Annotated in this window: 15 protein-coding genes; 6 read left to right on the top strand and 9 right to left on the bottom strand. The window is 70.2% G+C overall.

Features of this window, described 5'->3' with window-relative positions:
• Positions 1–579 precede the first annotated feature (579 nt).
• Both IF17_RS0132460 and IF17_RS0132455 read left to right on the top strand, forming a co-directional pair.
• Positions 580–2,148: a PfkB family carbohydrate kinase gene (locus tag IF17_RS0132460; RefSeq protein ID WP_237667090.1), complete on the top strand. Its 1,569-nt coding sequence runs from the start codon at positions 580–582 to the stop codon at positions 2,146–2,148.
• Positions 2,138–3,736 carry a PfkB family carbohydrate kinase gene (locus tag IF17_RS0132455; RefSeq protein ID WP_244890565.1) on the top strand — a complete coding sequence of 533 codons (1,599 nt, stop codon included), beginning with the start codon at positions 2,138–2,140 and terminating at the stop codon, positions 3,734–3,736. The genes IF17_RS0132460 and IF17_RS0132455 overlap by 11 nt, the downstream gene beginning before the upstream one ends.
• A gap of 76 nt (positions 3,737–3,812) precedes the next feature.
• Here the strand turns inward: IF17_RS0132455 and IF17_RS0132450 are convergent, their stop codons facing one another.
• Both IF17_RS0132450 and IF17_RS0132445 read right to left on the bottom strand, forming a co-directional pair.
• A complete protein-coding gene (locus tag IF17_RS0132450; protein ID WP_030573889.1) occupies positions 3,813–5,732 on the bottom strand; it encodes an AMP-dependent synthetase/ligase in 1,920 nt (639 codons plus the stop codon).
• Between the two features lie 74 nt (positions 5,733–5,806).
• The gene (locus tag IF17_RS0132445; protein WP_030573886.1) at positions 5,807–7,069 is read right to left on the bottom strand and encodes an acetyl-CoA C-acetyltransferase; all 1,263 of its coding nucleotides are present in this window, start codon (positions 7,067–7,069) and stop codon (positions 5,807–5,809) included.
• A gap of 124 nt (positions 7,070–7,193) precedes the next feature.
• Between IF17_RS0132445 and IF17_RS0132440 the strand changes: the two genes are divergently transcribed.
• The 3 genes from IF17_RS0132440 (at position 7,194) to IF17_RS0132430 (ending at position 9,872) form a co-directional block, all read left to right on the top strand.
• Complete coding sequence (locus IF17_RS0132440) at positions 7,194–8,531, top strand: 3-oxoacyl-ACP reductase (protein ID WP_030573883.1); 1,338 nt, start codon at positions 7,194–7,196, stop codon at positions 8,529–8,531.
• Positions 8,532–8,536: 5 nt separating this feature from the next.
• On the top strand, positions 8,537–9,424 hold the full coding sequence (locus tag IF17_RS0132435) for a MaoC/PaaZ C-terminal domain-containing protein (protein ID WP_030573880.1): 888 nt from the start codon (positions 8,537–8,539) through the stop codon (positions 9,422–9,424).
• A 64-nt stretch (positions 9,425–9,488) separates the two neighbouring features.
• Positions 9,489–9,872, top strand: coding sequence for a VOC family protein (locus tag IF17_RS0132430; RefSeq protein ID WP_030573877.1), 384 nt, complete (start codon positions 9,489–9,491; stop codon positions 9,870–9,872).
• Between the two features lie 56 nt (positions 9,873–9,928).
• Here the strand turns inward: IF17_RS0132430 and IF17_RS0132425 are convergent, their stop codons facing one another.
• From IF17_RS0132425 to IF17_RS0132400, 6 genes are all read right to left on the bottom strand, one after another.
• Positions 9,929–10,582 carry a TetR/AcrR family transcriptional regulator gene (locus tag IF17_RS0132425; RefSeq protein ID WP_030573873.1) on the bottom strand — a complete coding sequence of 218 codons (654 nt, stop codon included), beginning with the start codon at positions 10,580–10,582 and terminating at the stop codon, positions 9,929–9,931.
• Positions 10,583–10,793: 211 nt separating this feature from the next.
• Positions 10,794–12,182: a dicarboxylate/amino acid:cation symporter gene (locus IF17_RS0132420; protein ID WP_030573870.1), complete on the bottom strand. Its 1,389-nt coding sequence runs from the start codon at positions 12,180–12,182 to the stop codon at positions 10,794–10,796.
• A 435-nt stretch (positions 12,183–12,617) separates the two neighbouring features.
• Positions 12,618–12,911, bottom strand: coding sequence for a DUF4229 domain-containing protein (locus IF17_RS0132415; protein WP_026241617.1), 294 nt, complete (start codon positions 12,909–12,911; stop codon positions 12,618–12,620).
• A 144-nt stretch (positions 12,912–13,055) separates the two neighbouring features.
• Positions 13,056–13,592, bottom strand: a complete 537-nt coding sequence (locus tag IF17_RS0132410; protein WP_030573868.1) for a GNAT family N-acetyltransferase — start codon at positions 13,590–13,592, stop codon at positions 13,056–13,058.
• A 105-nt stretch (positions 13,593–13,697) separates the two neighbouring features.
• Complete coding sequence (mqnE, locus tag IF17_RS0132405; RefSeq protein ID WP_026241616.1) at positions 13,698–14,861, bottom strand: aminofutalosine synthase MqnE; 1,164 nt, start codon at positions 14,859–14,861, stop codon at positions 13,698–13,700.
• 49 nt (positions 14,862–14,910) lie between these two features.
• The gene (locus IF17_RS0132400) at positions 14,911–15,366 is read right to left on the bottom strand and encodes an Lrp/AsnC family transcriptional regulator (protein ID WP_010063935.1); all 456 of its coding nucleotides are present in this window, start codon (positions 15,364–15,366) and stop codon (positions 14,911–14,913) included.
• A gap of 121 nt (positions 15,367–15,487) precedes the next feature.
• Between IF17_RS0132400 and IF17_RS1000000139095 the strand changes: the two genes are divergently transcribed.
• Positions 15,488–15,634 carry a hypothetical protein gene (locus IF17_RS1000000139095; RefSeq protein WP_157851189.1) on the top strand — a complete coding sequence of 49 codons (147 nt, stop codon included), beginning with the start codon at positions 15,488–15,490 and terminating at the stop codon, positions 15,632–15,634.
• A gap of 49 nt (positions 15,635–15,683) precedes the next feature.
• Here the strand turns inward: IF17_RS1000000139095 and IF17_RS0132390 are convergent, their stop codons facing one another.
• Complete coding sequence (locus IF17_RS0132390) at positions 15,684–16,367, bottom strand: UbiX family flavin prenyltransferase (RefSeq protein WP_030573863.1); 684 nt, start codon at positions 16,365–16,367, stop codon at positions 15,684–15,686.
• Positions 16,368–16,464 lie beyond the last annotated feature (97 nt).

The following is a 16,464-nucleotide window of genomic DNA, read 5'->3' as shown; positions in this document are numbered from 1 at the left end:
TGGCCATCGGGTACGCGGCGGAGCGTGCGGGGTCAGGCAGGGCAGAGCTAGTGTGCTGGATAGCCACGGGATCGCCTTCCACGGGATCGATCTTGCGGTCAGACCCCGGCCTGGTGCTTCCTACACCGCGTCGGGGTCGCTTAGTTCTCGAACCGTAAGCACTCGTGACGCTCCGCCGCAAGCCGTCACCATTAGTCATACTTGCTCGCCGTTACAGGTCAGGGAGGTAGGGGAGGTTTCCCCTAACCCCCCAATCTCACCCGCCAGTTAAAGAAGGCGCTCGAACCCCGAAGCTCGTATCACGAAGCTCGCATCCCGACGCCCGCGTCCCGGGACCCGAGCCTCGGGCCGGACCCCGTCCACGTACCCCCCGCAAGAGTGAACCGACCGGCCTCTGAAACTCGAACCCCAAAAGCCCGAAGCCCGAAGCCCGAAGCTCGAAACCCAAACCCCGGGCGCGGACCGTGCAGCAGCACGTCCCTCCAGCCTGCGCGGCGCCGAGGGTAGTTCGTCCCGCCGCCCGGGTATAGCCCACCTGGAACGGGACCCGTTGGCTGGTGCACTGGTGAGGGGGCGGCCGTGGGGCCGGACGACAGCGGCGTGTGCCCGGAGCGCAGTCCAGAAATTGTGGGATTCGGGGCATTGAACGTGGACCTGATCGCCAGTGCCTCACGGCTGTCGCAGAAGATGGCCGAGCAGATCTCCGAATCGACAGCCCGGTTCGAGTGGAACATCGAGGGGCCCGTCGATGAGGCCGTCATCACGAAGGCCATCCAGCGGCTGGGCGCATCCTCATTGGACGCCTCGTTGGGCGGTTCCGCGTGGATCACCATTTTCGCACTCGCACAGATGCGCGTGGATATCCGCCTCGGCTATGTGGGAGTCGCTGGACGGATCGAGACGCCCGGGTTGTCCTTCATCCGGCAGATGGATCTTCTGGGGATAGACCGGCGGTGGGTGGCACGTCGAAGTGACCGGTTGAGCGGCATGTGCCTCTCCTTCCTCGATGATGTCGAGCGGGTCATGCTGACTCATCCCGGAGCGAACTTCGCCATGGCCGAGCATCTGCGTGACAACGGGGAGGCCATTGCGGCCTATCTGGCGCGGGCCCAGGTCGTGCACGTCACCTCGTTCCTGGACAAAGTGACGCCTCCGCTCATGCTGGAGGTACTCACCGCGGCACGACGGCTCAATCCCCTCCTGCGGATCAGTTTCGACCCGGGTTACGACTGGGCGGAACATCGCACCGACAGCATCGACGGAATCCTGGCTCTGAGCGATCTCCTGTTCGTGAACCACCGGGAACTCAAGGCCCTGGGAGATTACGAACCGGGGGAATCCGACGATATTCTGGCCGGCCGAGTTCTGGAACTGTGCGGTGCGGACTGCACCGTATTCGTCACCAAACGTTACGACCTGGTGGAGGTCTTCCGTTCCTCTGCGGCCGGGGTACTGGCGCAGCGTTTCCAGCTACAGCGGCCCGGTCATGAGACGGCGATCGAGGACGCGACCGGCGCCGGGGACGTGTTTGCCGCCGCAGTGCTCACCGCATTGCTGTCACGACGCATACAGGTGGAATTAGGGTCCTACATCGGGCTGACCCTCGCTCGGCACCGCCTGCACCATCAGCATGCGCCGGAGGTGGGTTCTCCGCGTCTGGACCAAGGCTTTCTGCAATCCACCGAGAAGCTGACCGGCCCGGGCACCCGGCCCCCGGGTGTGCTGGTCGCGCACGACGACGGCGCCGATCTGGGGTCGCTGCGTCGGTTCCTGCAAGAGGACTGCCACCTGCCCGTGCACGCTTTGGCGCGAGACGCGTCGGGCGGAGACGAGTACGCCCGGTTGATGCGTCAGCGGCTCGGGCGGTGCGGATTCGCGGTGTGCGTGCTGTCGGCCTCGCGGCTGATGGCGGGCGGAGGCCGTAGGGCCAGCGAGGACATCGTTCACCAAGTCGGCATCTTCCAGGGATACTACGGCTTCGGACGCGTGGCGATCCTGGCCGAGGAAGGCTGTGAAGCGCCGTCGAACATTGCCGGACTGATTCGCCTCGACTTCGCACCCGGTCGCATGGACGCCACTTTCTGGGAGTTGGAGAGAATGCTCGTGAGGGAAGGTTTTTTGCGCGGTGGTGGCCGATATGACCACTGATCTGAGCGCGGATCGACCGGAAAAGCCCGCCTCCGATTTCGCTCTGGATGTGGTCGGGATCGGTGCGCTCAACCTCGACTACATCACCAGCGCCTCCCGCGCCGCCGCGCAGGAAGCCGGCTCCGGGGCCGCTTTGAGCACCCGCATCGTCGGCCTCCTGGACGAGGGCCGGCCGGTGCCCGAGTGGGGAACCGAGACCGCGGTGGACGAGCACATCGTGTACGCGGCGCTGGAGGCGACGGATGCCGCGTCGCTCCAGACCGCTCTGGGCGGTTCCGCGTTCAACGCGATCAACACCCTCGCGCAACTCCAGCTCGACCTGCGTCTGGGCTATGTGGGAGTCGCCGGCCGGGTCCCAGGCCCAGGCCTGTCAGCTCTCGCACATCTGGAGGCCATGGGCGTCGATCACCGGATGGTCTTCCCCGACGACACGCGCCTGTGCGGAGTGTGTTTCTCCTTCACCGAGGACGGTGAGCGCACCTTGCTCACCCATGCGGGCGCGAACGCCGCGATGGCGGACCACCTTGAGCGCTCCTTCGACGACCTCGTCCGCTATCTGGCCTCCGCGCGGGTCGTCCATGTCACCTCCTTCCTCGACGAGCGCACCCCCGGGACGCTGCTGGCCCTGCTCCACGAGGTGAAGAGGGTCAACCCCTCGACGCGGATCAGCTTCGATCCTGGTCACGTGTGGAGCCTCTCGCCGACGCCCGAGGTGCGGGGCATGGTGGCTCTGGCCGACTATCTGCTCCTGAATCACCGCGAGTTCCGCGAACTGGGCCAACGGGCACCCGCGGACTCCGACGAGGACATCGCCGCACGGCTGCTGGAACATGTGGCCGGTGACCGCAGCGTGATCGTGGTCAAGCGCCGCACCGGTATCCAGACCTGGCGCCGGGAAACGGGCAAGGCCCTGGGCAGCTTCTACCCGCAGGCCGTGCTCGCCGACGACCAGATCGAGGACGCCACCGGGGCAGGCGACGTCTTCGCGGCGGGGCTGCTCGCCGTCCTCACCGGTGACCGCCTGCAGATCGAGCTGGGAGCCATCCTCGGTATGACCCTGGCCCGTCACAAACTGCGCTACGTCGGTAGCCACGGGCACGCTCAACTGGCGCAAGTGACGGCCGACTTCATCCGGTCGGTGGACGCGGCCCGGCGCACCGCCGCGCTCCCCGGCGGCGTGTTCGTCGCTCACGGCAGAAACCCGGAATGGCTGGCGGTGAAGGCATTCGTCGAGCAGCGCTTCGGCGTACCGGTCTACTCCTTCGAGTCGGACGCCTGGGGCAGCCGCCCGGTCACCGAGGCACTCGGCGACTACCTTCAGCGGTGCGACTTCGCCATCTGCGTGCTGACCGCCGAGGACGCCACCAGCGAAGGACACCGCGTCGCCCGCCAGAACGTCATCCATGAGATCGGACTCTTCCAGGGGCGCTGCGGCTTCGATCGCGTCCTGGTACTGGCCGAGGAGGGCTGCGAGTTCATCCCCGCAGCCATCACCCCCCACACCCTCACCTTTCCGCGCCACGCCATCGACAAGACGTTCTGGCACCTCGACCGCACGATGCGGGCTCAGGGCTTCAAGCATGCGTGAGGCGATGGACGCGGCAGCCACGCGAACACCGCTCGTGATCAGCGCGCCTGGCTCACGATCAAGGCACCTCGGCACCTCACCGCCGCCGGTACAGCCCCTCGATCTCCCCCGCGAAGTCCCGCGCGATCGCGTCCCGCTTCAGCTTCAGCGACGGCGTCAAGTGCCCCCGCTCCTCCGTGAAGTCCACCGGCAGCACCACGAACTTCCGGATCGACTCCGCCCTCGACACCAGGCGGTTCGCCTCGTCCACCGCCTTCTGGAGCGATGTGCGCAGCTCCTCGTCGTCGACCAACTCCCGTAGCGGCACGTCCTGTTTCTTCACCATCTGGCGCCAGTGCTGGAGGCCGTCCGGCTCCAGGGTGATCAGGGCCGTGATGTACGAGCGGTTGTCGCCGACCACCATGCACTGGCTGACCAAGGGGTGCGCGCGGAGCCAGTCCTCCAAGGGGGCGGGGGTGACGTTCTTGCCGCCCGACGTGATGATGATGTCCTTCTTGCGGCCCGTGATCGTCAGGTAGCCGTCCTCGTCCAGCGCGCCCAGGTCGCCCGTCGGGAACCAGTCGCCGTCCAGGAGGTACGGGACCGGCTCCGCGCGTTCCGTGTCCCAGTAGCCCCGGAACACCTGCCCGCCCCGCAGCAGCACCTCGCCGTCGTCCGCGATGCGTACCGACGTACCGGGCAGCGGCCAACCCACCGTGCCCAGGCGGGGTTTGAGGGGCGGGGTCACCGTGTGGGCCGCCGTCGTCTCCGTCAGGCCGTACCCCTCGAAGATGCCGATGCCCGCGCCCTCGTAGAAGGAGGCGAGCCGGCGGCCCAGCGGGGAGCCGCCGCAGATCACGTACCGGACCTTGCCGCCCAGCGCCGCCCGGATCCGGCGGTAGACCAGGGGGTCGTACAGGGCGCGGGCCGCGCGCAGGCCGAGGCCCGGGCCGGGGCCCGTGCCGTGTTCGGCGGCCTCGACCGCCTTGCCGTAGCGCTGCGCGATACGGGCCGCGCGGTCGAACGACGACGCCCGGCCCATCTTCTCGGCCGTCGCCCGGCCCGTGTTGTAGACCTTCTCCAGTACGTACGGGATGGCGAGGAGGAAGGTGGGGCGAAAGCCCGCCAGGTCGGCCAGGAGGTCCTCCGTCTGGATGGAGGGGGCGTGGCCCAGGCGGACTCGCGCCCTCATGCAGCCGATCGCCACCATCCTCCCGAAGACGTGGGAGAGGGGGAGGAAGAGGAGAGTGGAGGCCGGGTCCTTCGAGACCGACTTGAAGACCGGGTGGAGAAGCTCGATCGCGTTGTCCACCTCGGCGAAGAAGTTGCCGTGGGTGAGGACACAGCCCTTCGGGCGGCCCGTCGTGCCCGAGGTGTAGATGAGCGTGGCGGGGGTGTCCGGTTCCAACGTTGCGCGGCGGGCCGACACCGCCTCGTCGGGGATGTGCTTCCCCAGCGACTTGAGGTGGCCGATCGCCCCCGTGTCGAACTGCCACAGGTGCGCCAGGTCGCCCAGCTGCTTGCGCTCCTGGCTGATCAGGCGGCCCTGCTCCTTCGTCTCCACCGCGCACGCCACCGCGCCCGAGTCCTGGAGGATCCAGCGGGCCTGGAAGGCGGAGGAGGTGGGGTAGATGGGGACCGTCACCAGGCCGGCCGCCCAGGCCGCGAAGTCCAGCAGCGTCCACTCGTACGTCGTACGGGCCATGATCGCGACCCGGTCCCCCGCCCGCAGCCCCTCCGCCATCAGGCCCTTCGCCACCGCCAGCACCTCGGCGGCGAACTCGGCGGCGGTCACGTCGTGCCAGGTGGCGTCGGCGTCCTTGCGGCTCAGCACCGCCTCCGCCGGGGCCTCGCGGGCGTTGTCGAACGGGATCTCCGCCAGCGAACCCCGCAGGACCGGGGGCGCGAACGCCGGTACGGAGACCTCCTGGACCCGGCCGTCCGGGCTCCTCTTCTTCGTGGGTTCCACCAGGGTGGGCGTGGGGGCGGATGTCGGGGCGGATGAAGGCGTTGACACGTGCGGCTCCTCAGTGGCGGGGGTCGGGCGGGTCTTCGTCGCCGGGTCGTCCGTCCGGCAGATCACCAAAGTCCTTACGGGCGTTCCAGGATGGCCGTCACGCCCTGGCCGCCCGCCGCGCAGACCGAGATCAGCCCCCGTCCCGGGGCCTCCCGTTCCGCGAGCAGCTTGGCCAGCGTTGCGACGATCCTCGCGCCCGTGGCGGCGAACGGGTGGCCCGTCGCCAGCGAGGACCCGGCCACGTTCAGGCGGGTCCGGTCCAGCGGGGACAGCCCCTGCTTCTCCCAGGCGGCGAGGGTGGCCAGCACCTGGGAGGCGAACGCCTCATGGATCTCGTACAGGTCGAAGTCCTCGATGCCCAGGCCAGCTCGCTCCAGCAGGCGCGGCACCGCGTACGCCGGGGCCATGAGGAGGCCGTCGTCGCCGTCGACGTGGTCCACCGCCGCCGTCTCGTAGAGGGTGAGGTAGGCCAGGGGCTCGAAGCCGCGCTCCCGCGCCCACTCCTCGCTCGCCAGGAGGACCGTCGCCGCGCCGTCCGTGAGGGGGGTCGAGTTGCCCGCCGTCATCGTCGCGGTCGCCGGGTCGTCCGTGCCGAACACCGGTTTCAGCTTGGCGAGTTGCTCGGGCGTGGAGGTGGGGCGGAGGTTCTGGTCGCGGGTCAGTCCCCGGTACGGGACGACGAGGTCGTCCAGGAAGCCGCGTTCGTATGCCGCCGCCAGGCGCTGGTGGCTCGTGGCGGCCAGCCGGTCCTGGTCCTCGCGGGTCACCGCCCAGCGGCAGGCGGTACGGGCCGCGTGCTCGCCCATGGACAGGCCGGTGCGCGGCTCGGCGTTGCGCGGGATGTCCGGGACCAGGTGGCGGGGGCGTACGGCGGACAGGGCCTTGAGGCGGGCGGGCGTCGTCCTCGCGCGGCGGGCGGCGAGCAGGATGCGGCGCAGGTCGTCGTTGACGCCGAGCGGGGCGTCGCTCGTGGTGTCGGAGCCGCCCGCGACGGCCGAGTCCACGGCACCCAGGGCGATCTTGTTGGCGGCGGCGATCACGGCCTGGAGGCCCGTACCGCAGGCCTGCTGGATGTCGTACGCCGGTGTGCGCGGGTCCAGCGCCGAGCCGAGGACGGTCTCGCGGGCCAGGTTGAAGTCCCGGCTGTGCTTGAGGACCGCGCCCGCCACGAACTCCCCCACCCGCTCCCCGGCCAGGCCGTACCGCTCCACCAGGCCGCCGAGCGCGGCCGTCAGCAGGTCCTGGTTGGAGGCGGTCGCGTACGGGCCGTCCGAGCGGGCAAAGGGAGTACGGCTGCCGCCGATGACCGCGACGCGGCGGGGGGCGGGGATGTTCATGGAGTCGGTCCGGGGGCCGTGCGTACGGGAATCACCCGTCCGGGATCGTTCATCTCGACCAGCTCCTGACTCTTAAGTAACCTTACTCTGGAGTAAATCTACGACCGAGCAGGGAGTCAGGACAATGGCCGATCGCTATCTGCACCTCACCGGCACAGCACCCGGCCGCTTCCTCACCCGCCGCCTCGGCCTCCCGCAGCCCGCCCCGCTGCGCCGCTGGACCCTGGAGACCCCGCACCTGGACGGGCCGCTGCTGCACCTGACCGCGGGGACACCGGCGGTCATAGGGGTGGCGGAAACCCTGAGGGCTTCAGGGCTCCCGGTTGCCAGCCGCACCGACCGCCCCGCCGCGATCGTCCTCGACGCCACCGGGGTCGCCACCGCCGCCGGGCTCGGGGACGTCCACGCCGCCCTGCACCCCGTCGTCCGCTCCCTCGCGCCGGGCGGGCGGATCGTCGTCCTCGGTACGGTGCCGTCGCCCGACGACCACCACCAGGCCGCCGCCCAGCAGGCGTTGGAAGGGTTCGTCCGGTCGCTGGGCAAGGAGATCGGGCGCGGCTCCACCGCCCAGCTCGTACGGATTCCGGGCGGAGCGAACGCCCACGCCGCCGGGTCCACCCTGCGCTTCCTGCTCTCGCCCCGCTCCGCCTACGTCAGCGGCCAGGTCATCGAGCTGACCTCCACCGCCCCCGACTCCGGCGCCGCACCCGATCCCGTCGCCGACCCTGCCGCCCCCCTCACCGGCCGCACCGCCCTGGTCACCGGGGCCGCCCGGGGCATCGGCGCCGCCGTCGCCTCGGTGCTCGCCCGCGACGGGGCCCGGGTCATCGCCCTGGACGTACCGGGAGCCCGCGAGGAGCTGGAACGTACCGCCGACCGGCTCGGCGCCACCGCCCTCCCCTTGGACATCACCGCACCCGACGCAGCCGACCGCATCGCCGCGGCCGCACCGGACGGGCTCGGCGTCCTCGTCCACAACGCGGGCATCACCCGCGACCGCCGCCTCGCCAACATGCCGGCCGACCGCTGGGCGTCGGTGATCGAGGTCAACCTGGACAGCGTGCTCCGCACCACCGACGAGCTCCTCAAGTCGGGCACCATCACGCGCGGCGGCCGGATCGTCGCCACCGCCTCCATCGCGGGCATCGCCGGCAACACCGGGCAGACCAACTACGCGGCGAGCAAGGCCGGGATCATCGGGCTCGTCCGCTCGCTCGGGCCGCGCGCCGCCGCCGACCACGGCGTCACGGTCAACGCGGTGGCGCCAGGCTTCATCGAGACGAAGATGACGGCCGCCGTTCCGCTCTTCATCCGCGAGGCGGGCCGCCGCATGAACTCCCTTTCCCAGGGCGGCCTTCCGGTCGATGTCGCCGAGGCCGTCGCCTGGTTCGCGCAGCCCGACTCCACCGCCGTCAACGGCCAGGTGCTGCGGGTCTGCGGCCAGAGCCTCCTGGGAGCGTGAGCGCGATGACCTCCCTCAGCGCCTCCCTCGTCCGCGGGGCCGTCACCTCACCGTTCAAGCACCCAGGCCGGGCGGGCGCGACCCTGCCCACCGACCGCCTCACCCTCCCGGCCGCCCCCGCCGCCCCCGGCCCCCTGGCCGCGTACCGAAGGATCTGCGGCTTTCCGGCACCGGAATCCGGCCCGCTCCCACTCCCGTACCCCCATGTCCTCGCCTTTCCGCTCGCCATGCGGCTGATGACCGGGCGGGACTTCCCGCTGCCCGTCGTCGGGCTCGTCCACACCTGGATCGAGATCACCGGTCACCGGCCGGTGCAGCCGGGGGAAGCGCTCGAACCGACGGTGTACGCAGCCGAGTTGACGGCTCACCGGCGCGGCACCGAGGTCACCATGGTGACCGAGGCGCGGGTGGGCGGGGAGCTGGTCTGGGAGTCGCGCAGCGGCTATCTCTCACGGCACGCGACGAAGGGCGGGGCGGGACCGAAGGGCGAGGAGGGACCGAAGGCCGGGGCGGGACCGAAGGCCGAGGAGGCGCAGGCCCCCGCTCTCCCCGCCGTCGCCGAGTGGCGGCTGCCCGGCGATCTCGGGCGGCGGTACGGAGCCGTCTCCGGCGACCGTAATCCGATCCACCTCCACCCGCTCACCGCCCGCCTGTTCGGTTTCCCCCGGGCCATCGCGCACGGCATGTGGACGGTGGCCCGCTGCCTGGCCGAGGCGGACGGTGGGCCGGACGAACGCGCCGGTGAACTCCGTACCGTACGAGCCGAGTTCAGGGCACCCGTCCTGCTGCCCGCCACCGTGACGTACGCCGCCGACCCGGCCGGGAACGCCTTCGCCCTGCGGAGCGGGCGCGGGCGCGTGCACCTGACGGGGACGGTGACGCGAGCGCTCTGAGGCAGGCCGGCCCGCGCCTCCTGAGGCAGGCCATTTCGCGCCCCGGGTTCCTACACTGGCCGCCATGGCATGCCGCATCAGTGAACTGGTCATCGAAGCCGCCGACGCCGAGCTGCTCGCCGCGTTCTGGAGCGAGGTCCTCGGCTATGTCGAGATCGGCCGGGAGAGCGACGGGTCCATCGAGATCGGGCCGCCCGGCACCGGCTTCGGCGGCCCGCAGCCCACCCTCGTCCTGAGCCCCAACAACGAGCCCCGGACCGGGAAGGTCCGGCTGCACATCGACGTCAGCGCCACCGACCGCGACCAGGACGCCGAGCTGGAGCGGCTCCTCGCCCTCGGCGCCCGGCCCGCCGAAGTCGGGCAGACCGGGAACGAGAGCTGGCACGTCCTGGCCGATCCGGAGGGCAACGAGTTCTGCCTCCTGCGCGCCCGGATCCAGCCGCTCTGACGCCGGGACGGCTGGTCCCGTACGGCGACCAGCCGCCCTGACCCTCGTAGGGGCTCCTACGACGCGTCGTCCACCGGCGGCTGCCACGGCCGGGCGTGCATCAGGTTCTCCAGGCCCGCCCAGGCGAAGTTCATCAGCGTCGCCGCGGCCTCCTTCGCCGAGACGCCCGGGGTGTCGTTGGCCCAGCCCGCCAGCGACTCGGCGGCGCCCACCAAGGCCTGTGCGAGGCCCGCCACGTCCCGGTCCGCGAGGGCGGGGTCGCGGTGCGCCTCGCGGGCGGCGGCGCCGATCAGGCTCGTCACGAACGCGACGATCTCGTCGCGCATCACCACGACCTCGCTGATGAACGGCTCCCCGTGGGAACGCGCCTGGCGGTGCAGGACCGCCCAGCCGTCCGGGTTCTCCGCGGTGTGGGTGAAGAACGCCCGCAGCCCCGACCAGAGTTGGCCGTCGGCGGGCAGCTCCGGGTCCACCCCGGCCCGCACCGCCGCCACCAGGGCTTCCGCCTCGCGCCGGATGCAGGCGGAGAACAGGTCCTCCTTGGAGTGCAGGTAGAGGTAGACCAACGGCTTGGAGACGCCCGCCAGCTCCGCGATCTCGTCCATCGAGGCGGCCCGGTAGCCACGCTGCCCGAAGGTCTGCACCGCGGCGTCCATCATCTGCCGCTCACGCACGGCGCGTGGCATCCGTTTGCTCTTCACCGCACCCATGTCACCGCACCCACGTCCGACGTCCTCCCCGCCCCACGGTCCTGCTCCCCGGCCAAGAGTACGGCGCCGGACAGGCCTCCGCCGTACGGAGCCTCCGCGCCTGCGCCCACGCGCGAGCGCCCCTGGTCCGCCTCGCGATGAGGCGGGCCAGGGGCGCTCAGGGCCGTACGGGCGGGGCCGGGTGCTGTCAGGGCGTGTCCGGCGGACAGGGCTAGGCCGTGACCGGAACCGCGTCCTTCGGTGCCGACGCGCGGTCGCGGTCCTCGTCCCGGTCGGCGTCGTCGAAAGCGTCGATCGGGGAGGCCGAGGCCGAGTTGTACTTGTCGTGGTCGAGGATCTTCTCGCGGGCCGAGACCAGGACCGGGACCAGCGCCTGGCCGGTGACGTTGGCGGCGGTGCGGATCATGTCCAGGATCGGGTCGATGGCCATCAGCAGGCCGACGCCCTCCAGCGGGAGGCCCAGCGTGGAGAGGGTCAGCGTCAGCATGACCGTCGCACCGGTGAGACCGGCGGTGGCGGCGGAGCCGATCACCGAGACGAACGCGATGAGCACGTAGTCACCGATGCCCAGCTGCACGTCGAAGATCTGCGCGACGAAGATCGCCGCCAGCGCCGGGTAGATCGCGGCGCAGCCGTCCATCTTCGTCGTCGCCCCGAACGGGACGGCGAAGGAGGCGTACTCCTTCGGAACGCCGAGGCGCTCGGTGACCCGCTGGGTGACCGGCATGGTGCCGACCGAGGAGCGGGAGACGAAGGCGAGCTGGATCGCGGGCCAGGCGCCCTTGAAGAACTGGAGCGGGCTGACCTTGGCGACGGTGGCCAGGAGCAGCGGGTAGACGCCGAACATCACCAGGAGGCAGCCGATGTAGACGTCGGCGGTGAACGTCGCGTACTTGCCGATCAGGTCCCAGCCGTAGGTGGCGATGGCGTAGCCGATGAGGCCGACGGTGCCGAGCGGGGCCAGGCGGATGACCCACCACAGGGCCTTCTGCAGCAGCTCCAGGATCGACTGGCTGAGCGTGAGGATCGGCTGGGCCTTGTCGCCGAGCTTGAGGGCCGCGATACCGGCGACGGCCGCCATGAAGACGATCTGGAGCACGTTCAGCTCGGTGAACGGCGTGATCACGTCGGTCGGGATGATGCCGGTGAGGAAGTCGATCCAGCTGCCGGTGCGCTCGGGGAGCTCACCGTCCTTCGGCGTCAGGCCGGTGCCGGAGCCGGGGTTGGTCACCAGGCCGATGATGAGGCCGATGGCGACCGCGATCAGCGACGTGATCATGAACCAGAGCAGGGTGCGGGTCGCCAGCCGGGCCGCGTTGTTGACCTTGCGCAGGTTGGTGATCGACACCAGGATCGCGAAGAAGACCAGCGGGGCCACGGCCAGCTTCAACAGCTGGACGAAGATCGAGCCGACCTTGTCGAGCGTGGTGACGAGCCAGGAGACGTCCTGGCTGCGGGCCAGCCAGCCGAGCAGGACACCGAGGACCAGACCGGCGACGATCTGGGCCCAGAAGGGGACCTTGGGTATACGCGCACCGGGGCCGGAGCCGGTGGACGGCTGCTCGGCCTCGGGGGCGGCGGACGCGGAATTCGCGGACACGGACACACTCCAGTGGGGACGCATCGGGACGTACGAGGACAGACGTACGGTCGAGCGGTGGAACGGGGACGGGGTCGCGGCGCCCGCGCCGAGGGCGGCGCCGCTGCATGATGCCGTATCAGACTTCGCGGCAACAGACCGCGGACATACAGCGGCAGAGATCGACATGCAGGCGCGCCACGAGCGGGATGCTCGCGGCATGACGGAGGCGCACTGCTGTCTTCATGTCGAACACGTTAACACTTGAACTTTGGGAACCTCAAAGCCTTTCTTTGACCATGAGACATGGGCGAGACAGGCAGCAGGCGGGACAAAACGCCTCATGGTGGCCCGGAAACGGCAAGAGCCCCAGTACGGGAGCGGCTGCTCCGGCCTGGGGCTCTGCGGGACGGTTCACGGGGCGCGCCCGATGGCGGGCGCGGCGTGTGAGGAAGCTTACTGAACGACGTCCTCGCGCGTGCGGTTGGCGTCGAGGCGGGCCTTCGTCCGGTCGACCTTGGTGACGATCTGCTCGGACATCTCGTCGCGCTGCTTGCGCAGCAGCACGAAGCTGAGCGGGGCGGAGAGGACGAGGCCGAGCAGCATGACCCAGACGACGTTGGAGCCGCCGAGACCGGAGGGCACCAGCCCGAAGTGGACGGCGACACCGGCGATGAAGAAGCAGCCCACGAAGATCAACAGGCGCAACGCCGTGTACCGGATCATCGCGCTCGGCTTGGCAGCGGACACGGCAGGCCCTCTCTTCCCATCAACGGTCGGAACTCTCGACACACTCCTGCCCGTCCAGTGAAGCATGGCCCGAATTCTCAGGATTCAGGGGGTTCCCGGAGCAGGCCCCCACGGGCCCCACCGGCCCCACCGGCCCCCACCCGCTCAGACGGCCGCCGGACCCAGCGGGAGCAGCATGACGATGTCGTCGCGGTCGTCGCCCGGGGCGACCCGGATGCCGCCCGGGACGCGGCCGACCTCCTTGTAGCCGCAGGCGGCGTAGAAGCGGTCGGCGCCGGTGCCGCCGCGGCAGGTGAGGCGGATCGCCTCGATGCCCTCGATGGAGCGGGCCGCGCCGGCGGTGGCGGCCATGAGGTCGCGGCCGTACCCCTTGCCCTGGTGGCGGGGGTGGACCATGACGGTGTAGAGCCAGAGCCAGTGCGTCATCAGCCGGTGGGTGTTGAGCGTGAGGAAGGCGGTGGCGGCGACGGCCCCGTCCTCGTCGCGGCCCACCAGCAGCCGGGTGCGGCCCTCCTCGATGGCGACGAGGTGCTTGAGCAGCTCGGGCCGGATCTCCTCCGCCGTGACCGGCGGGACGAAGCCCACGGCGCCGCCCGCGTTGCTGACGTCGGCCCACAGGGCGGTGATGCCGTCGCGCAGCGCGGGCGAGAACGCGGGATCCAGCTCGAAGGTAAGCGGCATAGAGCCAGACTAACCATTACCCAACCATCGGCTCAACCCTGTCCGGAACGCGAGAAAGCCCCGGCCGGGGACGGCGGCCGGGGCTCTCGTACATCAGGAGGCGTGTCAGACCCGCATCGGCTGCGGCGACTCGCGCCGGTCCGCCTCCGGGCCCGGGTACTCGCGCAGGATCTCGTACCGCGTGTTCCGCTCGACCGGCCGGAAACCGGCGTCGCGGATCAGGTCCAGCAGGTCCTCACGGCCGAGCTTGTTCGGCGTACCGAAGTCGTCGGCGTCGTGCGTGATCTTGTACTCGACCACCGAGCCGTCCATGTCGTCCGCGCCGTGCTGGAGCGCGAGCTGCGCGGTCTGCACGCCGTGCATCACCCAGAAGACCTTGACGTGCGGCACGTTGTCGAACAGCAGCCGGGAGACGGCGAAGGTCTTCAGCGCCTCGGCGCCGGTCGCCATCGTCGTGCGCGCCTGGAGCTTGTTGCGGACCTTGCCGTCCTTCATGTCCACGAAGTCGTGCTGGTAGCGCAGCGGGATGAAGACCTGGAAGCCGCCGGTCTCGTCCTGCATCTCCCGCAGCCGCAGCACGTGGTCGACGCGGTGGCGGGGCTCCTCGATGTGCCCGTACAGCATCGTCGCCGGGGTCTTGAGCCCCTTCTCGTGCGCGAGACGGTGGATGCGCGACCAGTCCTCCCAGTGGGTGCGGTGGTCGACGATGTGCTGACGGACCTCCCAGTCGAAGATCTCCGCGCCGCCGCCGGTCAGCGACTCCAGACCGGCCTCGATCAGCTCGTCGAGGATCTCGGAGGCGCTGAGGCCGGAGATCGTCTCGAAGTGGTGGATCTCCGTCGCCGTGAACGCCTTGAGCGCCACGTTCGGCAGGGCTTCCTTCAGCGCGCTGAGCGAGCGCGGGTAGTAGCGCCACGGGAGGTTGGGGTGCAGCCCGTTGACGATGTGCAGCTCGGTGAGGTTCTCGCCCTCCATCGCCTTGGCCAGGCTGACGGCCTCCTCGATCCGCATCGTGTACGCGTCCTTCTCGCCCGGCTTGCGCTGGAACGAGCAGTACGCGCACGAGGCGGTGCACACGTTGGTCATGTTGAGGTGGCGGTTGACATTGAAGTGCACGACGTCACCGTTCTTACGGGTGCGCACCTCGTGCGCCAGCCCGCCGAGCCACGCCAGGTCGTCGGACGCGTAGAGCGCGATCCCGTCCTCGCGGGTCAGCCGCTCGCCGGCCCGGACCTTCTGCTCCAGCTCGCGCTTGAGTCCCGCGTCCACCTGGCCGCCTCCCATTTCCTCCGTACAACAGACCGCACCAACCGTACGCCTACGACTCCTCGGGAAGTTCCCCGACCCGGTTCTCCCACTTGGTGGAGAGCACGATCGTCGTACGGGTCCGCGAGACGCCCTTCGTGCCGCTCAGGCGCCGGATCGTCTTCTCCAGGCCGTCCACGTCACCGACCCGGACCTTGAGCATGTACGAGTCGTCGCCCGCGATGAACCAGCAGTCCTCGATCTCCGCGAGGTCCTTCAGCCGGCGCGCCACGTCCTCGTGGTCGGCGGCGTCCGAGAGCGAGATCCCGATCAGCGCGGTGACGCCGAGGCCGAGCGAGGCCGAGTCGACGGTGGCGCGGTAGCCGGTGATGACACCGGCGGTTTCCAGCCGGTTGATGCGGTCGGTGACGCTGGGCCCGGAGAGCCCCACGAGCCTGCCCAGCTCGGCGTACGAGGCCCTGCCGTTCTCTCTGAGGGCCTGGATGAGCTGCCTGTCCACCGCGTCCATATGACTGAAACCTTCCATTGTTCAGCAGTACCGCGAGTCTACGTGTAGAATCTAAGGCATGCAGGGCTCAGACCCTGCAAATCTTCTAGAACATCCAAGAAATGCTTTCGAATCTTCAGGAGTGAACTTCACCGTGTACACGATCGAGATGGCCTACGCCCGGATGCGCGAGCTGCAGGACCTGGCCGACCGCTCGCGTGCCCACCAGTCCGCCGCCGCGCACCGCGTGGACAAGACCCGCGCCCCGCGCACCACCAAGAAGCGCTGACCCGGACCTTTCGGTCCGCTCGGTCCGCTCGGTCCTCCGGGCCGACCCCTCACTCAGCCGGGCTGCGGGAGCCGCCACCGAGCTCTCCCTCCCAGCGGCGGTACAGCCGGTGTTCCACCCCGGCCGCGTCCAGCACCCGCCCCGCGACGAAGTCCACCAGGTCCTGGATGTGCGTCGCGCCCGCGTAGAACGCCGGAGAGGCGGGCAGCACGACCGCGCCCGCCTCGTCCAGGGCCACCATCTGCTTCAGCGTCTGGCCGCTCAGCGGGGTCTCGCGCACCGCGACGACGAGCGGACGGCGCTCCTTGAGCGTCACGCTCGCGGCCCGCTGGAGCAGATCCTTCGACAGACCGAGCGCCACTCCGGCCACACAGGCCGTCGAGGCCGGCACGATGAGCATCCCCTTCGCCGGGTACGACCCGGAGGACGGCCCGGCGGCCAGATCACCGGCCGGCCAGTGGCGTACGCGTTCCAGCTCCGCGTCGCCCACCGCGAAGGTGTCCGGCTTCCCGCCGGCGCCGCGTTCCAGCCAACAGCGCAGGTCCTCGCGCCAGTGCGCGTCCCGGAACGCGATGCCGGTCTCGTCCAGCAGGGTGAGCCGCGAGGCCCGGCTCACCACCAGGTCCACGCTCTCGCCGCCCGCGAGCAGCCCGCGCAGGACGGCGGCCGCGAAGGGGGTACCCGAAGCACCGGATACCCCGACAATCCAAGGCCGCCGCTGCTGATGAGTCACTGAAGTCCCGGATTCCACACCTGCGAGCCTATCCGGCGCCCCCTGGCACCCCGCACCCGGAACCGGGCGGCGGCCCGGGACGTTCCACAGATGACGG

Origin of the sequence: Streptomyces cyaneofuscatus (assembly GCF_000718135.1) — a bacterium.
In the GTDB taxonomy this organism is placed as follows: domain Bacteria; phylum Actinomycetota; class Actinomycetes; order Streptomycetales; family Streptomycetaceae; genus Streptomyces; species Streptomyces cyaneofuscatus.
Note: the sequence above shows the minus strand (reverse complement) of the source record. Positions and strands in the feature narration are given on the sequence as shown.

Bases quoted from the DNA above. Each gene is read 5' to 3' on its own strand.
- IF17_RS0132455 (WP_244890565.1), top strand. From the start codon at position 2,138: ATGACCACTGATCTGAGCGCGGATCGACCGGAAAAGCCCGCCTCCGAT.
- IF17_RS0132445 (WP_030573886.1), bottom strand. From the start codon at position 7,069: ATGAACATCCCCGCCCCCCGCCGCGTCGCGGTCATCGGCGGCAGCCGT.
- IF17_RS0132440 (WP_030573883.1), top strand. From the start codon at position 7,194: ATGGCCGATCGCTATCTGCACCTCACCGGCACAGCACCCGGCCGCTTC.
- IF17_RS0132435 (WP_030573880.1), top strand. From the start codon at position 8,537: ATGACCTCCCTCAGCGCCTCCCTCGTCCGCGGGGCCGTCACCTCACCG.
- IF17_RS0132430 (WP_030573877.1), top strand. From the start codon at position 9,489: ATGGCATGCCGCATCAGTGAACTGGTCATCGAAGCCGCCGACGCCGAG.
- IF17_RS0132425 (WP_030573873.1), bottom strand. From the start codon at position 10,582: ATGGGTGCGGTGAAGAGCAAACGGATGCCACGCGCCGTGCGTGAGCGG.
- IF17_RS0132410 (WP_030573868.1), bottom strand. From the start codon at position 13,592: ATGCCGCTTACCTTCGAGCTGGATCCCGCGTTCTCGCCCGCGCTGCGC.
- IF17_RS0132400 (WP_010063935.1), bottom strand. From the start codon at position 15,366: ATGGACGCGGTGGACAGGCAGCTCATCCAGGCCCTCAGAGAGAACGGC.